This window comes from Acuticoccus sp., from assembly GCF_965213555.1.
GTDB lineage: Bacteria > Pseudomonadota > Alphaproteobacteria > Rhizobiales > Amorphaceae > Acuticoccus.
In genome coordinates this window covers 2,424,161-2,439,763 of record NZ_OZ243890.1, presented here as the reverse complement: position 1 = coordinate 2,439,763, position 15,603 = coordinate 2,424,161, and the positions used below count along the sequence as shown (strand labels likewise).

Here is a 15,603-nt window from a genome sequence, read left to right as displayed (position 1 = left end):
GCCGCAACGGTCGCCGCACATGGCCGAGCGGTCCGTCGACGTGTGCGTGTGCACGTTCCGGCGCGAGAGCATCGCGGCGACGTTGCGCTCCCTCGCGCACCAGGAGCTCGGCGGGGTGCGGATGCGCGTCATCGTCGCCGACAACGATGAGCACGACGGCGCCCGCGAACGCATCGAGGCCGCCGCCGCGCGCGAGGGGGTCGCGCTGACCTACCTGCACGCGCCGGCACGCAACATCTCGCTGGCGCGCAACGCCGCGCTGGAGGCGGCAAGGGCGCCATGGATCGCCGTGCTCGACGACGACGAGACGGCGGCTCGAGGCTGGCTCGCCGCGCTCCTCGATGCCGCCGAGCGCACCGGCGCCGAGGTGGTGCTCGGCCCCGTCCGGGCCAGCTACCACGACGACGTTCCCGAGTGGATGCGCCGCGGCGACTTCCATTCCGCCGAGCCGCCCACGCGCGGCGGGCAGATCCAGACGGGCTACACCTCGAACGTCCTGTTCCGACGGGATGTGGGGCCCCTCGAGGGGCAGCGCTTCCGCCTCGACCTCGGGCGCAGCGGCGGCGAGGACACCGAGTTCTTCCACCGCGCCTGGCGCGCCGGAGCGAGGATCGCCTACGCGCCGGACGCGGTGGTGTGCGAGCGCGTGGAGCCGGGCCGCGCGACCCTGCGCTGGCTCGCGCGGCGACGCTTCAGGTCGGGCCAGAGCCACGGCATGTTGATCGCCGCGTCGATCAAAGGCCCGGGGGGCAGGGCGCGCGAGGTGGCGCTGGCGCTCGCCAAGGTCGGAGCCTGCGCCGCGGCCGGCCTGGCGTCATTGCCTTCCGCGGAGCGCCGCGCGTTCTGGCTCCTGCGCGGCGCCCTCCACGCCGGGGTCCTGTCGCGGCTCGCCGGCATGCGCAAGCTGACGATCTACGGGGGCGAGGATGCCGTCGCCAGCCGCTGACGTCACCGTCGCGATCGCCGCCCACAACGCGGCCTCGACCATCCGCGCCGCGGTGGACAGCGCCCTCGCGCAGGAGCGCGTGCGCGTCGAGGTCATCGTCGTGGACGACGCTTCGCAAGACGGCACCGCGCAAGCGGCGCGCGCGGTCGGCCACGGGGCGGTCAGCGTCATCGCCCTACCGGCCAACGTCGGGCCAGGGGGGGCACGCAACGCCGCCTTCCTCGCCGCTCGCGGCCGATGGGTCGCCGTCCTCGACGCGGACGACACCTTCGCGCCGGACCGGCTGGCCCGCATGATCGCGCTCGCCGAGCGTGAGGCCGCGGACGTCGTGGTCGACAACCTCGAGGTCGTCGGACCGGACCGTCCGTCCCATCCGATGTTCGCTCGAGGGCCGCTCGCGCGGCCTGGCGTGCTGACGCTCGCCGCGTTCGTGCGCGGCAACCACCCGTTCACCGGCGCCTTCACGCTGGGCTACGTGAAGCCCGTCGTGCGGCGCGAGCTCGTCGAGCGGACCGGCGCCTCCTACGACACCTCGCTCAGGATCGGCGAAGACTACGTCTTCCTCGCCGACCTGCTCGCCGCCGGCGCGCGATGCGTGGTCGATCCGACGCCCGGCTACCGCTACGTCCGCCACGCCGCGTCCACCTCCGCACGGCTCGACGCCGCGCACGTGGCCGCGATGGCCGCTGCGGACGAGCGCTTCGTCGCCCGCCACCCTGCAGCGCAGCTTGCTCCGCTCGTGCGCGAGCGGCGTCGTGCGCTTGAACGGGCCGAGGCCTTCGTCACGGCGCTCGAGGCGATCAAGCAGCGCGACGTCGCCGGCGCGGCGCTCCCGCTCGTTCGACGGCCACTGGCGCTATGGCACTTCCGCTTTCCGGTGACGGCTCGAGCCCGGCGCCTCAGCCGGTGGGTCGCAGGACGGCGCCGCCAGGCCGACTGACCGGCCTCGACGGCGCGTCCTCGGCGAGCGGCACGGGCTCGCCCTCCATGAGCTTCATGGTCGAGTAGTACAGCAGGAACGTGCCCACGGTGTAGGGCGTCAGGAAGTCGATCTCCACGAACGAGCGCATGAGGAGGAGCGCGCCCATCGCCAGCGTGAGGATGAGGCCGGCGGTGAGGCGCCCGCGAAACACGGCTCGCACGGCCAGCGTCCAGTAGAGCACGAGCAGTCCGACCAGCGCCGCAAGGCCGACCAGTCCGAGCCCGACCACCGCCTCGATGTACGTGTTGTGGAAGTGGAACCCGGTCCGCTTGGTGATGTAGAACTCGTCCCAAAGCCGCTCGGCGTGGGCGAAGCCGTGCGTCCAGAAGGCGTTGTAGCCCATGCCGAGGATCGGGTTCTCACCGGCTGCGATGATCCCTTCGCGCCACAGGTACGTGCGGCCCGTGAGCGTCGCATCCTTGCCGAAGACGTTGAGCACGCCAGCGAACGCGCCGGCGTCGAGCGCCGCCGCTGCCACGCCGACGAACAGGACGCCCCCCGCGCAGAGGACGAGGAAACGCTGCGTCGGCGGGGTGCGGCCGGCGGTGAACAGCGTCACCGCGAAGGCGAGCGCCACGATGATGGTCGCGACGGAGGTCGCGGACTGCGTCTTTAAGAGGACGAACGCGGCGAGCGTCACGACCGCCGCGGCGAGCACCTTCTCGGCGAGGAAGGGCGCACGCATCAGGACGAGGACGACCCCGAGCAGCACGCCCAAGGAGGCGTAGAACCCGAGTTGGTTCTTGGAGCCGAACGCGCCGACGAGCGCGTAGGTGCTGTCGATGGCGTCGTACTCGTAGCGTCCGATGTGGAGCGAGTAGGCGATCACCACCGCCGAGCCGACGAGCCCGCCGAAGGCGAAGCTGCGCACCGTAGTGACCCGTGCGGCGATCACAGCGCAGGCGATCGTCGTGCCGTACTGGATCGCGTTGCGCAACGTGGTCGACGGGTTGTCCGACCACAGCGTCGAGGCGATGGCGAGCCCGGCGAACGCGCAAACGATGGCGACCGCCCCAACGTTGCGCAGGAGGAGGCGCGGCTCCACGGCAACCGGCAGCGCCCAAACCCCGTAGAGCGCCAGGATGGGAAGCTTGCCGAACCGTGTGGAGTACGCGAACGCGAACAGCGAGACGGTGATTGCGAGCGTCGTGTAGAGCCAGTTGTGCGGAGGGGTCACGACGATGCGCTTGGGGAACTTGACCATGGCCATCGGCTGCTCGCTCCGTCGATCGTCCTTCCGGGCGCACCCGAGGCTACGCCGCGGCATCCTGAGCCGCGACCTTGCGGCTGACAACCCGCATCGCCTAAGGCGGCTGACAACCCTAAGGCGACAGGCGGCGCGCGAGCGTCGAGGCGATGTTTCGCACCGCGTTGGCGCGCAGACATGGCTGCGGTGGCTCGCGCCGCTCAGCGGCTGGCACGCCGTGCTCGGCAGCTCGTTCGCCTGGGAAGGCGGGCGGTGCAGGGCGAACGAGACGGCTCAGCTTGTTCGGGAGCCTAACGCGGGCGCCGCACCGCTGAGGCCCTGCGGCACGCCGTCGTGGCCACGACGACGCGCGAGGACGGCCTTACGGGGCCCCGCTCAAGGGCTCACCCGCTGTGCAGCCGTTGAGCAGGTCGCCCCGCGCCAGGATCGGCCCGACGCCCTAGAGCGGTTTGGGGTTAGGTGGAACCACCTAACCCCAAGAAGACCGCTCCTAATCAAACAGCTAGAGCATCTTATCTGGGTCTGAGGAGACCCAGGATGCTCTAGCTGCGATCCCCTAAGCGCTCCCAGTCCTCGCGGCAGCTGATGGATCGAGGGAACGCGCAGGCCCGGCCGAGCGGGGTGTAGGCCACCCAGTCGACCTCGGTGGTGACCGGCAACGCGCCGCGCTCGAAGGAGCCGAGCCACCCTTCGCTCCGCTCGGTGCCGTTCCAGATGTGGAAGAACAGCTTCTGCCGCGCCTGCGGCAGCGCATCGCCGGTGACCTCGTGGATGAGCCGTCCGTCGAGGTACCAGCGCAACGCGTCCTCGCGCCAATCGATGGCGAAGTGCAGGAAGTCCGCGTGGGCAGCGACGGGCAGGGGCAGCTTCTCCTCGTGGCCGCCTTGGCCGTCCACGAAGTAGTTCAGCTGCACCTCCCGTGCGCGCCGCCCGATGATCTCCACATCGATCTCGTCGTGCGGGTTGCCGTGCGTCGGGCCGGTGTAGGTGAAGAAGCCGAACACCAACCCGCTCCCCTCGGCCGCACGCACGCTGGCCTCGAACAGTCCGTGGCCCAGCGCGTTGCGCGTTTGGATCTCGCCGCACAGGACGTCGCGCTCGAGCTCGGCCTGTGCAGGAGCCTCCGAGACGGTGAGCACCAGCGTCCCGTCGGCGACGCGGACCTGGCTGTCATGCCACACGCACCCCTGATGGTCGCCGTTCACCCAGCCGCTGGAGACGTACCAGCGGTCGCGGTCGAGGTCCGCGAACGAGTCCACGAACGCCTCGTCGGCGACGGAGCCGAGGCAGCTTGCGCCGAGCGCTGCGATGGCGAGCGCGGCGAGGAGCGGAGCCTTCGAGGCTGGCGGAACTGACATAGGAGTACCCTTCATGACGGCCGATCGGTGCCGGGAGGATGCCTGCTGAGGCCTGCCTCACGCTGTCGTGCCCTTTTGACGTGATCGCGCGTGCGGCGGTTCGTCATTTGATAACGCTTTGTTCGGACGACGCGTCGCACGTTCGTTCGCTGGTCTGACGGCCGATGGCGACGTTCGAAGCCCGCGCGCGGTCGCATGTTGCGACACCAGCCCCAGCACAGCCTCCCACGAGACGGCCGGCGCACCCGTCGTGGGCGTGCGCCTCGCCTGCCTAACACAACTCATAGTTGCAGTCAGTTCGGTAAGCTGCGGGCGGCGTCACGTCAGCCCGAAGCGTGCACGGCAGCGGCTAGCCCCCACGGTGGCGGTGCGTGTCTACGAGCAACCCCTTGGGAAGGTCGTGACGCACTCGATCTCACCCGTCGGCGATGGCGAGGCTGCCACGGAGCTTGGCGCAGCGAAGTGGGATCGCCGGATCAATGTTGAGCACAACCTGACTACAACTTATGGTAGTTAGAGGATCACCCTTGCCCGGTGCCCGCATCCGGGGACCGCTCCTCCCGGAAACGCCTCGCTCCCCGCCATGACTTCGGACGGAACCACCGTTCCGCCCACAACAGGTCATGCTTCAACGACGCAGGATCACAGTCGATGCCAACCTCGACCGAGCCGTTTGACGAAGACTTCGACACGTTCGATCGCAGCTTCTGGTACGTCTCGGACTTCGTCATGTCCGAGGAATGGATCCACAACACGTGGGCGGCCGATCACGTCCGTGCGGGGGACGGGGTCCTCACGTTGGCGCTGAGCACGCAGGACCGGGATGGCAAGCCGTTCACCGGAGCCGAGGTACAAACGGTCAACCGCTACGCCTACGGCCGCTACGAGTTCTCGCTGCAGGCGTCCGGGGAGGCTGGCGTCGACACGGGGTTCTTCACCTACACCGGCCCGTACTTCGGAGACGTGTGGAACGAGATCGACTTCGAGTTCCTCGGCAAGGATCCGACGAAGGTCCACGTCGGCTACCACTACGACGGACGCTCGGTCGTCAGTTGGGTGGACCTTCCCTTCGATGCGTCCGAGGACATGCACACCTACGCGTTCGAGTGGGAGCCGGACGAGATCCGCTGGTACGCCGACGGTGCGCTCATCTTCGCAGTCGACGCGGACGACGTCTCGGTGCCGATCCCGAACCTTCCGAGCAAGCTCTACATGAACGTCTGGACCGGCATCGAGGGGTGGCTCGGCACCCCGACGTTCGACGACGCGACGTCATCAAGCTTCAGCGCCGTGTCCTTCGCGCCCTACATATACCCGGACTACGACGTCACCTTGACGCTGATGGACGGCGAGACCGACCGCAACGTCGCGGTGCTGACCGACGGCATGGTCGTCGAGGTCGATGCGAGCGACCCCATCTTCACGATCGTGGCGAAGGCCGGCGGGGCGGGCATCGGCAGCGTCACATTCAAGCTCACCGGCGACGCGACGCACACGAAGACCGAGAGCTGGGCGCCGTACGCCCTGTTCGGCGACCATGCCGGCGACCACTTCACGGGCAACCTCGGCGTCGGCTCCTACACCCTCAAACTGATCGGCCACTCCGAGCGCAACGGCGCAGGGGACCGCCTGTTCAGGGAGAAGATTGACTTCGAGGTCCGCGCGGCAGCATCGGCCTCCGCGAACCCAGACCCCGTGCACTGCGCAATGGGGGAGGAGCCGCTGGAGACGGTAGGATCCCGGCCGGCGCCACAGCCCCGGCCGGCGATCGGCACCGCCCACGGGCGCGATAAGGAGGCGCACTCGGAAGAGGCAGCCGACCTTAGGGTCTTCCTCGTCCACGCGGAGCGGAACGAAGTCCTCACCGAACTCGTCGGCGACACTCGCCTCGACTTCGACGCGCTCGGCACGCGCGAACTCGGCGTCATCGTGAAGGCGAGCGCGGCCGTGAAGAGCATCGCGTTCGACCTCGACGGAGCTCTGTCCGTCGAGCGAACGGAGGACTGGGAACCGTACTCGTTGTTCGGCGACCATGCCGGCGACGTCTACGGCCGCACCTTCGAGGAGGGCGACTACATCCTGTCCATCTCGGCCTACGCGAGGGCCGGTGGTGGCGGAGAGCGTCTTGCCATGCTCGACTTCGACCTCGCCTTCATCTGAGGCCAATGCGAACCGGCGCGATCGCCTTGCCTCGGCGTGCGGCTCGCCGCCGGCTGACCCAACTCCTCCGAGCGGACCCAACCCGCGTGGCAAGGACGGCTGGCAACGCGTGCCTGTTGGCCGGTGAAGGTCGGCGCTGGCCAGGATACGACGTGCCGAGATTGCGCGCGTCGCCAGCCGTCGCCGTGCTCCATCAACGCCTCGGATGCTGCAGGAGCCTCGGTGAGACGCTGGACCCTCAGGGCCGGCAGCGGCAAGCGCGGCTCGCTAGGGTCGTGGCCCCGCCGCAGCTCGGGCGAGGTGCGGATGGCGGTGACGGTAAGGGCGGCGAGGAGGTTGCTGGAGCGCCGATCGTAGCGCGTGGTAAGGCCGCAAGTACCTGATGCAGTTGAAGAAATCGCTCGGGCGACGCAGGGCGGGATGGTGGCCGACGCGCCGCGAGTGGTGGCGTCGTCGCAGCTCGCGGTCGTATCCTCAGCACGGTCGGCGATTGCGCCCCCGGGTGGGGGCGTGCCGGACCTCGACCTCGGCTTCGCCACAATCGAGTGGGTGGACCGGTGGCAGGTGCTCCGCGGGCCTCGGGTTCGTGCTCTTCACGCAGTTCGTGCCGAAGGGGCTCGCCGGGCTGTTCGATGCGTTGCGCCTGCTCGCCCGTGCGCGCCTCACCCGGCGAACCTCTGGCCTCACGCCGGGCTCGTGGGATGGCCGAGTGAGTGTGCTCCTCGAGGTCGCAGGCCTCTCGGTCTCATCCGATGGCTTATGTGCCATCAACGACGTGTCGTTTGAGATCGAGCAGTCCGAGCTGCGCGCGATCATCGGGTCCAACGGTCCGGCAAGGCCACCCTCATGGACATCTTGACCGGCAGGTCAGGCCCCGACACCGGCCCCGTCAAAGGGGGCGAGCGCAACATCTCCGCGCTGCGCCTGTCGGAGGCGCAGATCGCACGCCCGGGCATCGGTCGAAAGTTCAAGCCGTTCGGGGAGTAGAGCATCTTCGACAACGTGCTCATGGCCCTCGACACGTCGTGCGGGACGTGGGCAAGCCTGCAGCCTGTTCTCCCGCTCACGACGGGCAGGACACGCCGTCGATCGCGCGCGGCATCGGCCTCGGAGGACCGACGTGCCAGCGACCTGTCACAAGCGGCGGCTCGAGATCGGCATGCTCCTCGCGCAGGATCCCCAGCCCCTCGGTCGACGAGCTTGCGGCGGGCATGGGCGCGGGCGATCGGGCCCACACCTCGCAGCTCCTGCGTGAGGAGAGCTCCCGCGCCGGTATTGTGGGGGAGCACGACATGGTGTTCGTGCACAAGTAGCGCGTGCCTGTGCTGGCGTGACGAGGTCGAGGACCTCGCCGATGCGGTCCCACAGGTCGTCGATGGGTTCGCTCGGCGGCCTTGCGCAGGAGAGCCTTGATCCTAGCGAACGCCATCTCGATCGGGTTGAAGTCGGGGCTGTAGGGCGGGAGGAACATCGGATTGGCGCCGGCGCTCTCGATCAGATCGCGAACGCGTCTGCTCTTGTGGCTGCCGAGGTTGTCCATGACGACGATGTCGCCCGGCGACAAGCGCGGCGCGAGAACCTGTTCCACATGGGCCTCGAACCCGACACCGTTGATCGCGCCCGGCCCAGGACCATTGGCGCGACGATCCCGGCCAGCGAGGGCCCGGCGACCAGCGTGGTCGTCTTCCAGGGGCCGAACGGCAGCGCCATGCGCAACCGCTCGCCCCGGGCGCAGCGGCCGTGGGTGCGGGCCATCATCGTGTTCGTCCAGGTCTCGTCGATGAAGATCACCTGCTCCGGGTCGAGCTCGTCCTGACCGTCGAACCAGGCGCGTCGGCGGGCACGGACATCCGCACGCGCCTGCTCGGCCGCGTGGCCGGTCCTTGTTTACGCGTGATCCCGTGTCGCCTGAAGAAGCGCGGCAGGGCCGGAGATGGAGACCGTGCCCCCGGTCTCGCCGAGCCGGGCCTTCAGCGCCACCAGAGTGATGTCGCCGGTCTCCTCCAGGATCGCCAGGATGCGCGGCGCGTGGGCTTCGGTGACATGGGACCAGCGGTCGCCCGCCTGGCGCGGCACGAGCCGGTCCGTCGCCACTCCTCGTACCATCGGATCGCGGGGGACGGGGCGACGTCGAACCGTGCCGCAGCCTGGCGACGGGACATTGCGTCGTCGATGGCGCGCACGACGCGAAGGCGAAGATCATCAACGAGCAGCTTGGGCATCACGGCTGACCCTCCACCGCCAGCCATGACGGTGGATCAGACTTCCCCTGATTCGGAATCCCAACCCGATACACAACGAGCGCGAACTACTCTAGCGGCGCGTTGGCTCACGTCACGGTCCGGAGGCGTGCCGACGCCCCGGCTCCATGGTCTTGTATGTTTACTCGAGCGCGCCGTCCGTGCGGGACGCCAGACGCTGCCACGCGCGAGCAGGAACCTTGTCGCGAATGGTCGCGGGAGGGGACAGGCCATGCAGTCCCCGTAGGGCGGCGACGACGTTGTCGCGGCTCGCACCCCACTGCCTCACAAGCTTGTAGTACGCCATCGCGTAGGCGAAGGGCAGCTTCCACCAGGCCCAACGCCGGACGAACGGCATCAGGTTGCGGCAGGTGAAGTACACCGACAGCTCGCTCGCGTGCCGGTCGACGGTGTGGGAGCCGATGGACGCTCCTGCGCGATGGTGAACCACCGCGTCCACCGCGACGCCGAGCGGCAGTCGGCCCCGACGCAGCTGCCAGTCGATCTCCTCGAAGTACAGGAACCAGTGCTCGCGCATAGGTCCGACCTCGGCGAGGAAGTCGCGGCTAACAAGCATGCTGACGCCGGGGATGTAGGCGAGCGTGGCGGGGTCCGGCGGACATGCGGCCCGCGCCGACGCGCCGATGTTGACGCTGACCGCGGTTCCAGCGAGCCGGTGCAGGCGACCGCCATCGGTCTGCACGACGTCGGGACGCGCGTGATAGACCACCCGCGCGCCGATCACCGCATACTGACCCATCGACAGGGCGTGCCGCACGAGCGCGAAGGGCGTATCCGGGGCGACGACGGTGTCCGGGTTCAGGATCCAGACGTGATCACACGTGGGATCGGCGGTGGCCACCGCGAGGCCGCGGTTGACGCCGGCCGCGAAGCCGTCGTTGTGCGCCGCGCGGACGAGCGTCAGGTCGCAGGCGGCAGGGGAGGCGGGCCCTGCGTCGGTCCGCGCCTCGAACGACAGCCGCCGGTGAGGGCACCGCGCCCACCTTTCCACCACCCCGGCGGTGCCGTCCGGTGAGGTGTTGTCGACGACGATCATGCGCAGCGCCGGGTAGGTGGTGTCCACCAGCGAGGCGAGGCAGTCGGTGACGAAGTCCGCCGCGCGGTAGGTGACGAGCACGACGCAGAGCGTCGGCCAGCCGCCCACCGGCGAACCGCTGCCGCCACCCGCTCGGCGTGCGCTCATCGGTCCCTGTGCCTTCTCAGCCGGTGATGACGCCGATGTCCGGCGACTGTCCCATGGCCTGCATCCGCGCTAGGATCTCGTCGGCGTAGAGCCCGTTGGACACGAGGACGACCTCAGGTGCCAGCGCACCGAGGGCGTCGGGGGAGACGACCTCAACCGCACTGCCCGGCACGTAGAGGCCGTGCTTGCGCGGATTGAGGTCCACCATGGCGATGAGCGAGCCGTAATCGACGGCGTTCGCGAACGCGATCCCCTTGCTGCCGGCACCCCATACGACGGCGCGTCGCTCTGCGCCCAGCCGGTCGCGCCATCGGGCGACGGCCTCGTCCGCGCGCGCGCCGAAGGTCGCTGCCTCGGCTAGGACGGCCTCGACCCTGCTCGGGACGAACGCCGGCTGGTCCGCCGCAGGACGCGCCTCGACCATCAGGAACTGGTCACCGTAACCGGTCGTGATGGCAGACGGCGCAAAGCCGCTCCGGCGCAGCAGCGTCTCCATGGCCGGCGCGGTCCAGTAGGTGACATGCTCGTAGATCACATCCCACAGGGAGACGCTGCGCAGCATCCAATCCGCATTCGGCACCTCCACGTAGAGGGCGACGTCCGCGTCCCCGACCTGCGCGCGCAGGTCGCGCAGCATGGTGAGGGGGTCGCTGAGGTGTTCGATCACGTGGCGACACAGCACGGCGCGAAACGGCATGTCGAGCTGCGCGGCGTCGAACAGCGTCGGGACGATGGCGATCCCCTCGCCGGCATAGGGGCTGACCCGCTCGGCCATCGACGGATCGAAGCCCACCGCCCGGGCAACGCCGTGCCGTCGCGCGAGGTCGAGCATGTAGCCGTCGCCGCAGCCGATCTCGACGAGGGTCTGCCCGCGCAGGCCGTGACGCTCGACGAGCCCGGCCATGAGCGCGTCGGCGAACGCGCGGAAGCTCGGCGAGTGATGCAGCGCGTTCTCGTAGCTCGTGGCGTAGGCGACCCGCGCCTCGTCGAACGCTCGATTGTAGAGGAGGCCGCAGCACGGACATGCGACGAGCTCGACGTCGCCCATCGGCGCTGCGCGCGCGGTGGCGGCATCGGCCGCGAGCGCGTTGCACACCACGGGGACGCCCTCGAGGCGCAGCACCAAGCGGTGGTCGGACGTCGCGCAGGCCGGGCAAATGCTCACGCTCACAGGGCGACGAGCTCCGCACTGAGGCCGAGGCCAGCAAGCTGCGCGGCGATCTCCTCACGGTAGACGGCGTTCATCGCGATGACGGTGTCGGGCGCGGCGTCGACGAGTTCTTCGGGAGCGCACACCCGGTGACCGGCGCCGGCGAGGTGCTTGCCCTGCTTGTGCGGGTTGATGTCGACCACCGCGGCGACCTCCTCGTCGAGGCGGCAGGTCGTCAGGAACGCCACCGCCTTCGAGCCGCCACCCCAAAGTGCCACGCGCTTGCCCGCCCGCGCGCGCTCCGACACGAAGTCGCGCCAGCGCGCGCGCACCCTCGCGACGTGGGCCGGGAAGGCGGCGGCGTGGCGCCGCAGCTCGGCGAGGTCATCCTCCTGCGCAAGGGGCGTGCCCGCGCCGCCGACCCTCGCGTGCTGGATGATGTATTGGTCGTCGAAGTCGAGGTGGAGCCGCGTCACGTCGAGCCCGGCCGCGCGAAACAAGCGGGCGTGCGAGCCGAGCGTGAAGTAGGAGCAATGCTCATAGTAGATGTCCCAGAACGCGCCCTCGACGAGGACGCGCGCGACGTCCGGCGTCTCGAAGAACAGCGCGCCGTCGTCCTGCCCGTCAAGCACCTCGCGGACGTCGGACATGAAGTCGCCGACCGCAGGCACGTGCTCTAGCGTATGTCGACAGACGATGAAGTCCGGCGGGGCGGCGACGGACGATGGCGTGAAGTACGCCTTCACGAACGCGACGTCTCCCTCCACGGCCGTCGCGCGGCCCGGCAGGAAGCCAGGGTCGATCCCGGTCGCACGCGTCCCTGTGCGCCGCGCGAGCTCGATCAGGAAGTCGCCCTTGCCGCAGCCGATCTCCAGCGTCCGTCTGCCGGAAAGCTCGTAGGTGGCGGCGATGTCGTCGATCAGGCGCGCGGCGAACCTGTTGAACGTGTTCGAGAAGTGCTGGCTCTCCTCGGTCGCCGCCCCGTAGTCCACCCGGGCGAGGTCGAAGATCGCGTTGAACACGAGGCCGCACGCGTCGCAGAACATGAGCTCCATGTCGCCGCGCGGGAAGGCTCGTGCCTCCGCCTCGCTGTCGAGGAGGATGCAGCTCTGCACCGGGATGCCTTCGATCCTGTAGATCGCCGACACCTCCCGAGAGCCGCACGCCGGACAGCCGCTCATTCGGCGGCGACTGCGCCAGCCGCGCGACGGTCGGCCGCAACGCCCTCGACCGCGGAGATGACTTCAAGGTCCGGGATCGGCACGATGAAGCTGCCCCCCGCCTTCAGGTAGGCGGCCTGTTGAGCGACGATCTCGTCGCGAAAGTTCCATGGCAGGATGATCGCGTAATCCGGTCGATCGCTGAGAAGCACCTCGGGGTCGCGGATCGGCACGTTGACCCCGGGGATGAACCGGCCGTGCTTGTGCGGGTTGCGGTCCACCGCGTACTCGACCACGCGCGCGTTCAGCCCAAGGTAGTTCAGCATGATCGTGCCCTTGGCGGCGGCGCCGTAGGCGGCGATGCGGCAGCCGTCGGCCTTGAGCGCCCCGATCAACGCGCGCCCCTCCTCGCGGAAGCGCCGGACGCGGGCGCCGAAGTCGGCGTAGGTGGCAGCGTCGTTGACGCCCTCAGCACGCTCCTCCTCCAGGAGTGCGTCCGCCGCCGCGCTCGGTGCCCCGGAGCGGCGGAAGGTCAGCCGCAGCGAGCCGCCGTGGATCGCGACGCGTCTTGCGTCCACGAGCTGCAGGCCGTGGCGCGCGAACAGGGACCGCGCGCTCTCCACCGAGAAGTAGCAGCGGTGCTCGTGGTAGATCGTGTCGAACTCGCAGTGCTCGACAAGGTCGCGCACGTAGGGGAACTCGACGACGACGGTCCCATCGTCAGCCAGCAGCTTGGCCATCGCGGCGACGAGGTCGTTCTGGTCGGCTACATGCGCAACGACGTTGTTGGCAATGATGAGGCTCGCCCGGCGACCCTCCGCCACGAGCGCCTCGGCGAGCGCGGTCGTGAAGAAGTCGATGCGCGTCTCGATCCCCTTCGCGATGGCGGCCTCTGCCGGATGGCGGGCCGGGTCGATGCCCAGCACCGGGATCCCGCGTTCGGCGAAGTTGGACAGCATGTAGCCGTCGTTGGAGGCGACCTCAACGACGAGGCTCTCGCCCGACAGGGGCTGCGTCTCCATGAGGTCCAGCGCGTGGCGACGAGAGTGCTCGAGCAGCGCGTCGGAGTAGGAGGAGAAGTAGTAGTACCCCTCGCCGAACATCTCCTGCGCCGGTCGCGTCTCGAGGAGCTGCACGAGCCCGCATGACGGGCAGTGCGCCGCCCGCAGCGGGATGCGCCCGGCCGAAAGGTCGGTGGACGGCGCCTCAAGCAGGCCGTCCGAGCGCGGCATCGGGCCGAGGTCGACGACGGGTCCGAGGCCGACTTCCGCGCAGGACGCACAGGACGCCGCGGCAGCGTCGGCGCGGAAGGCGGCCTCGTCCGCCTCATCAACCCCCTCGAGGGGGGCGACGTGCGCGAGCCGCTCGTCGATGACGTCCTCGGCGATGAGCTTCTTGATGTGGCCGATGCGCTGGTAGGTCGGTCCCTCGAACTCCTCCAGGGTGAGGCGAGCCTCACGGTAGGCGTCGTAGAGCGAGCGGGCCCCGCGACGGGCGTCCCACTGCGGCTCGAAGCGCGGCAGGACGCGTCGGATCTTGTCGCAGTTGACCCGGTAGGAGCGCTTGTCCGGTCCCGCGTCCTCGGCGAACGTGACCTCGCAGCCCGGCACCACCTCGGCGACGATCTCGGCCAGCTCGCGGATCTGGTAGTTGTGCTCGGTGACGCCGACGTTGAACGCCTCGTCGAACACGGCGTCGCGGGGCGCCTCGAGGACCGCGAGGAAGGCCCGCGAGATGTCCTCGATGTGCGTGATCGGCCGCCACGGCGTGCCGTCCGACTTCATGTGGATGTTGCCGGTCGTCACCGCCCAGGCGACGAGGTTGTTGAGGACGAGGTCGAAGCGGATGCGCGGGCTCACCCCGTAGGCCGTGGCGCTGCGCAGGTAGGTCGGACAGAACGCATCGTCCGCGAGTTCCGCAAGCCCCTGTTCGGATCGCACCTTGCTCTCGCCGTACGGCGTCACCGGGTTGAACGCCCCGGCCTCGTCGATGAAGTCCGCGCCGCCGGCGCCGTAGTTGGAGCAGGACGAGGAGAACACGAAGCGCTCCACCCCTGCGGCCTTGGCCATGCGCGCGACGTGCAGCGTCCCCTCGAAGTTGATGGAGTGGGTCGTCTGCGGCCGGAAGTCGCCGAGCGGGTCGTTCGACAGCGCGGCGAGGTGGACGACCGCGTCGAAGCCGAGGAGGTCGCCGACGGTGAGGTCGCGGATGTCCCTGCGGAGCGTGCGCACCTTGGGCATCGGGCCGCCCGGCGCGAAGGTGCAGCGCTCGTAAAGGTCGCTGTCGAGGCCTGCAACCTCGTGGCCCGCGGCCTCCAGCATCGGTGTCAGGACGGTGCCGATGTAGCCCTTATGGCCGGTGACGAGGACGCGCATGGTCAGGCCCTCTCCCACGTCGCCCAGGGCCGCTCGCCCGAGGACCACAAGGTCTCAAGGTTGTGCTTGTCGCGTAGCGTATCCATCGCCGCCCAAAAACCCTCGTGCTTGTAGGCCATGAGCTCGCCGTCGGCAGCAAGGCTCTCCAGCGGAGCATGCTCGAACATGACGTTGTCGCCTTCGATGTAGTCGAACACGCCTGGCTCCAGGACGAAGAACGCACCGTTGATCCAGCCCTCGGAGGTCTGCGGCTTCTCCTTGAACGAGACGACCTTCTCGCCCTCGAACACCATGTGGCCGTAGCGCGCCGGCGGACGAACCGCCGTCACCGTGGCGAGCCTGCCGTGGGAGCGATGGAACGCAAGGAGCGCGTCAAGGTCGACGTCGCTGACGCCGTCGCCCCAGGTCAGCATGAACGTGCCGTCCCCAAGGTAGGGCGCCAGGCGCTTGATGCGCCCGCCCGTCAGCGTCTCGTCCCCGGTCTCGATGAGGTCGACGCTCCACGGTGCGTGCTCGCTCTCGTGGCGGATGATCGGCGCGTTGCCTCCGACGTTGATCGTCAAACTGCCGGACAGCGCGCAGTAGTCGGCAAAGTACTTCTTGATGTGGTCGCCCTTGTAGCCGAGCGCGACGGCGAACTCGTTGTAGCCGTAGCGCGAATAAAGCATCATGATGTGCCAAAGGATCGGGCGGCCGCCGATCTCGACCATCGGCTTGGGGCGCACCGATGTCTCCTCGGCCAAGCGCGTCCCCCTGCCGCCAGCAAGAATTCCTACCTTCATGACCGCCTTTCCGATGGCTCTTGGGGGTCCGCGACGCAA

General features: G+C 69.2%; 11 protein-coding genes and 2 pseudogenes. 4 read left to right on the top strand and 9 right to left on the bottom strand.

Going from position 1 to position 15,603, the window contains the following annotated elements:
- The first annotated feature begins 19 nt into the window (after window positions 1–19).
- Window positions 20–946, top strand: coding sequence for a glycosyltransferase (locus ACOOE8_RS11565; protein WP_420391621.1), 927 nt, complete (start codon window positions 20–22; stop codon window positions 944–946).
- On the top strand, window positions 927–1,886 hold the full coding sequence (locus ACOOE8_RS11560; RefSeq protein WP_420391620.1) for a glycosyltransferase family 2 protein: 960 nt from the start codon (window positions 927–929) through the stop codon (window positions 1,884–1,886). The genes ACOOE8_RS11565 and ACOOE8_RS11560 overlap by 20 nt, the downstream gene beginning before the upstream one ends.
- Here ACOOE8_RS11560 and ACOOE8_RS11555 read toward each other — a convergent pair.
- Together ACOOE8_RS11555 and ACOOE8_RS11550 are read right to left on the bottom strand one after the other, a co-directional pair.
- Window positions 1,846–3,138 (bottom strand): O-antigen ligase family protein, encoded by a 1,293-nt coding sequence (locus ACOOE8_RS11555; protein WP_420391619.1) that lies wholly within the window; start codon window positions 3,136–3,138, stop codon window positions 1,846–1,848. The two genes, ACOOE8_RS11560 and ACOOE8_RS11555, sit on opposite strands and share 41 nt — an antisense overlap.
- A 539-nt stretch (window positions 3,139–3,677) precedes the next feature.
- A complete protein-coding gene (locus ACOOE8_RS11550; protein WP_420391618.1) occupies window positions 3,678–4,493 on the bottom strand; it encodes a family 16 glycosylhydrolase in 816 nt (271 codons plus the stop codon).
- A gap of 651 nt (window positions 4,494–5,144) precedes the next feature.
- Here ACOOE8_RS11550 and ACOOE8_RS11545 point away from each other — a divergent pair.
- Together ACOOE8_RS11545 and ACOOE8_RS11540 are read left to right on the top strand one after the other, a co-directional pair.
- The gene (locus ACOOE8_RS11545) at window positions 5,145–6,653 is read left to right on the top strand and encodes a family 16 glycosylhydrolase (protein WP_420391617.1); all 1,509 of its coding nucleotides are present in this window, start codon (window positions 5,145–5,147) and stop codon (window positions 6,651–6,653) included.
- 846 nt (window positions 6,654–7,499) lie between these two features.
- Window positions 7,500–7,640: a hypothetical protein gene (locus ACOOE8_RS11540; RefSeq protein WP_420391616.1), complete on the top strand. Its 141-nt coding sequence runs from the start codon at window positions 7,500–7,502 to the stop codon at window positions 7,638–7,640.
- 327 nt (window positions 7,641–7,967) lie between these two features.
- Here the strand turns inward: ACOOE8_RS11540 and ACOOE8_RS11535 are convergent.
- From ACOOE8_RS11535 to rfbF, 7 genes and pseudogenes are all read right to left on the bottom strand, one after another.
- Window positions 7,968–8,875 (bottom strand): annotated as a pseudogene (locus ACOOE8_RS11535) (IS630 family transposase); the annotation flags it as partial.
- Between the two features lie 160 nt (window positions 8,876–9,035).
- On the bottom strand, window positions 9,036–10,097 hold the full coding sequence (locus tag ACOOE8_RS11530; protein WP_420391615.1) for a glycosyltransferase family 2 protein: 1,062 nt from the start codon (window positions 10,095–10,097) through the stop codon (window positions 9,036–9,038).
- Between the two features lie 16 nt (window positions 10,098–10,113).
- Window positions 10,114–11,268, bottom strand: coding sequence for a class I SAM-dependent methyltransferase (locus tag ACOOE8_RS11525; protein WP_420391614.1), 1,155 nt, complete (start codon window positions 11,266–11,268; stop codon window positions 10,114–10,116).
- Window positions 11,265–12,428, bottom strand: coding sequence for a class I SAM-dependent methyltransferase (locus tag ACOOE8_RS11520; RefSeq protein WP_420391613.1), 1,164 nt, complete (start codon window positions 12,426–12,428; stop codon window positions 11,265–11,267). The genes ACOOE8_RS11525 and ACOOE8_RS11520 overlap by 4 nt, the downstream gene beginning before the upstream one ends.
- Window positions 12,425–13,639 carry a methyltransferase domain-containing protein gene (locus ACOOE8_RS11515; protein ID WP_420394693.1) on the bottom strand — a complete coding sequence of 405 codons (1,215 nt, stop codon included), beginning with the start codon at window positions 13,637–13,639 and terminating at the stop codon, window positions 12,425–12,427. Before ACOOE8_RS11515 ends, ACOOE8_RS11520 begins: the two co-directional genes overlap by 4 nt.
- 117 nt (window positions 13,640–13,756) lie before the next feature.
- Window positions 13,757–14,782, bottom strand: a pseudogene (locus ACOOE8_RS11510) (NAD-dependent epimerase/dehydratase family protein); the annotation flags it as partial.
- A gap of 2 nt (window positions 14,783–14,784) precedes the next feature.
- Window positions 14,785–15,564, bottom strand: coding sequence for a glucose-1-phosphate cytidylyltransferase (gene rfbF, locus ACOOE8_RS11505; RefSeq protein ID WP_420391612.1), 780 nt, complete (start codon window positions 15,562–15,564; stop codon window positions 14,785–14,787).
- Window positions 15,565–15,603 lie beyond the last annotated feature (39 nt).

What these genes read in the sequence shown, in the direction of transcription:
- ACOOE8_RS11540 (WP_420391616.1), top strand. Translation starts at nt 7,500, where the DNA reads ATGGACATCTTGACCGGCAGGTCAGGCCCCGACACCGGCCCCGTCAAA.
- ACOOE8_RS11560 (WP_420391620.1), top strand. Translation starts at nt 927, where the DNA reads ATGCCGTCGCCAGCCGCTGACGTCACCGTCGCGATCGCCGCCCACAAC.
- ACOOE8_RS11520 (WP_420391613.1), bottom strand. Translation starts at nt 12,428, where the DNA reads ATGAGCGGCTGTCCGGCGTGCGGCTCTCGGGAGGTGTCGGCGATCTAC.
- rfbF (WP_420391612.1), bottom strand. Translation starts at nt 15,564, where the DNA reads ATGAAGGTAGGAATTCTTGCTGGCGGCAGGGGGACGCGCTTGGCCGAG.
- ACOOE8_RS11515 (WP_420394693.1), bottom strand. Translation starts at nt 13,639, where the DNA reads ATGCCGCGCTCGGACGGCCTGCTTGAGGCGCCGTCCACCGACCTTTCG.
- ACOOE8_RS11555 (WP_420391619.1), bottom strand. Translation starts at nt 3,138, where the DNA reads ATGGCCATGGTCAAGTTCCCCAAGCGCATCGTCGTGACCCCTCCGCAC.
- ACOOE8_RS11550 (WP_420391618.1), bottom strand. Translation starts at nt 4,493, where the DNA reads ATGTCAGTTCCGCCAGCCTCGAAGGCTCCGCTCCTCGCCGCGCTCGCC.
- ACOOE8_RS11545 (WP_420391617.1), top strand. Translation starts at nt 5,145, where the DNA reads ATGCCAACCTCGACCGAGCCGTTTGACGAAGACTTCGACACGTTCGAT.
- ACOOE8_RS11565 (WP_420391621.1), top strand. Translation starts at nt 20, where the DNA reads ATGGCCGAGCGGTCCGTCGACGTGTGCGTGTGCACGTTCCGGCGCGAG.
- ACOOE8_RS11530 (WP_420391615.1), bottom strand. Translation starts at nt 10,097, where the DNA reads ATGAGCGCACGCCGAGCGGGTGGCGGCAGCGGTTCGCCGGTGGGCGGC.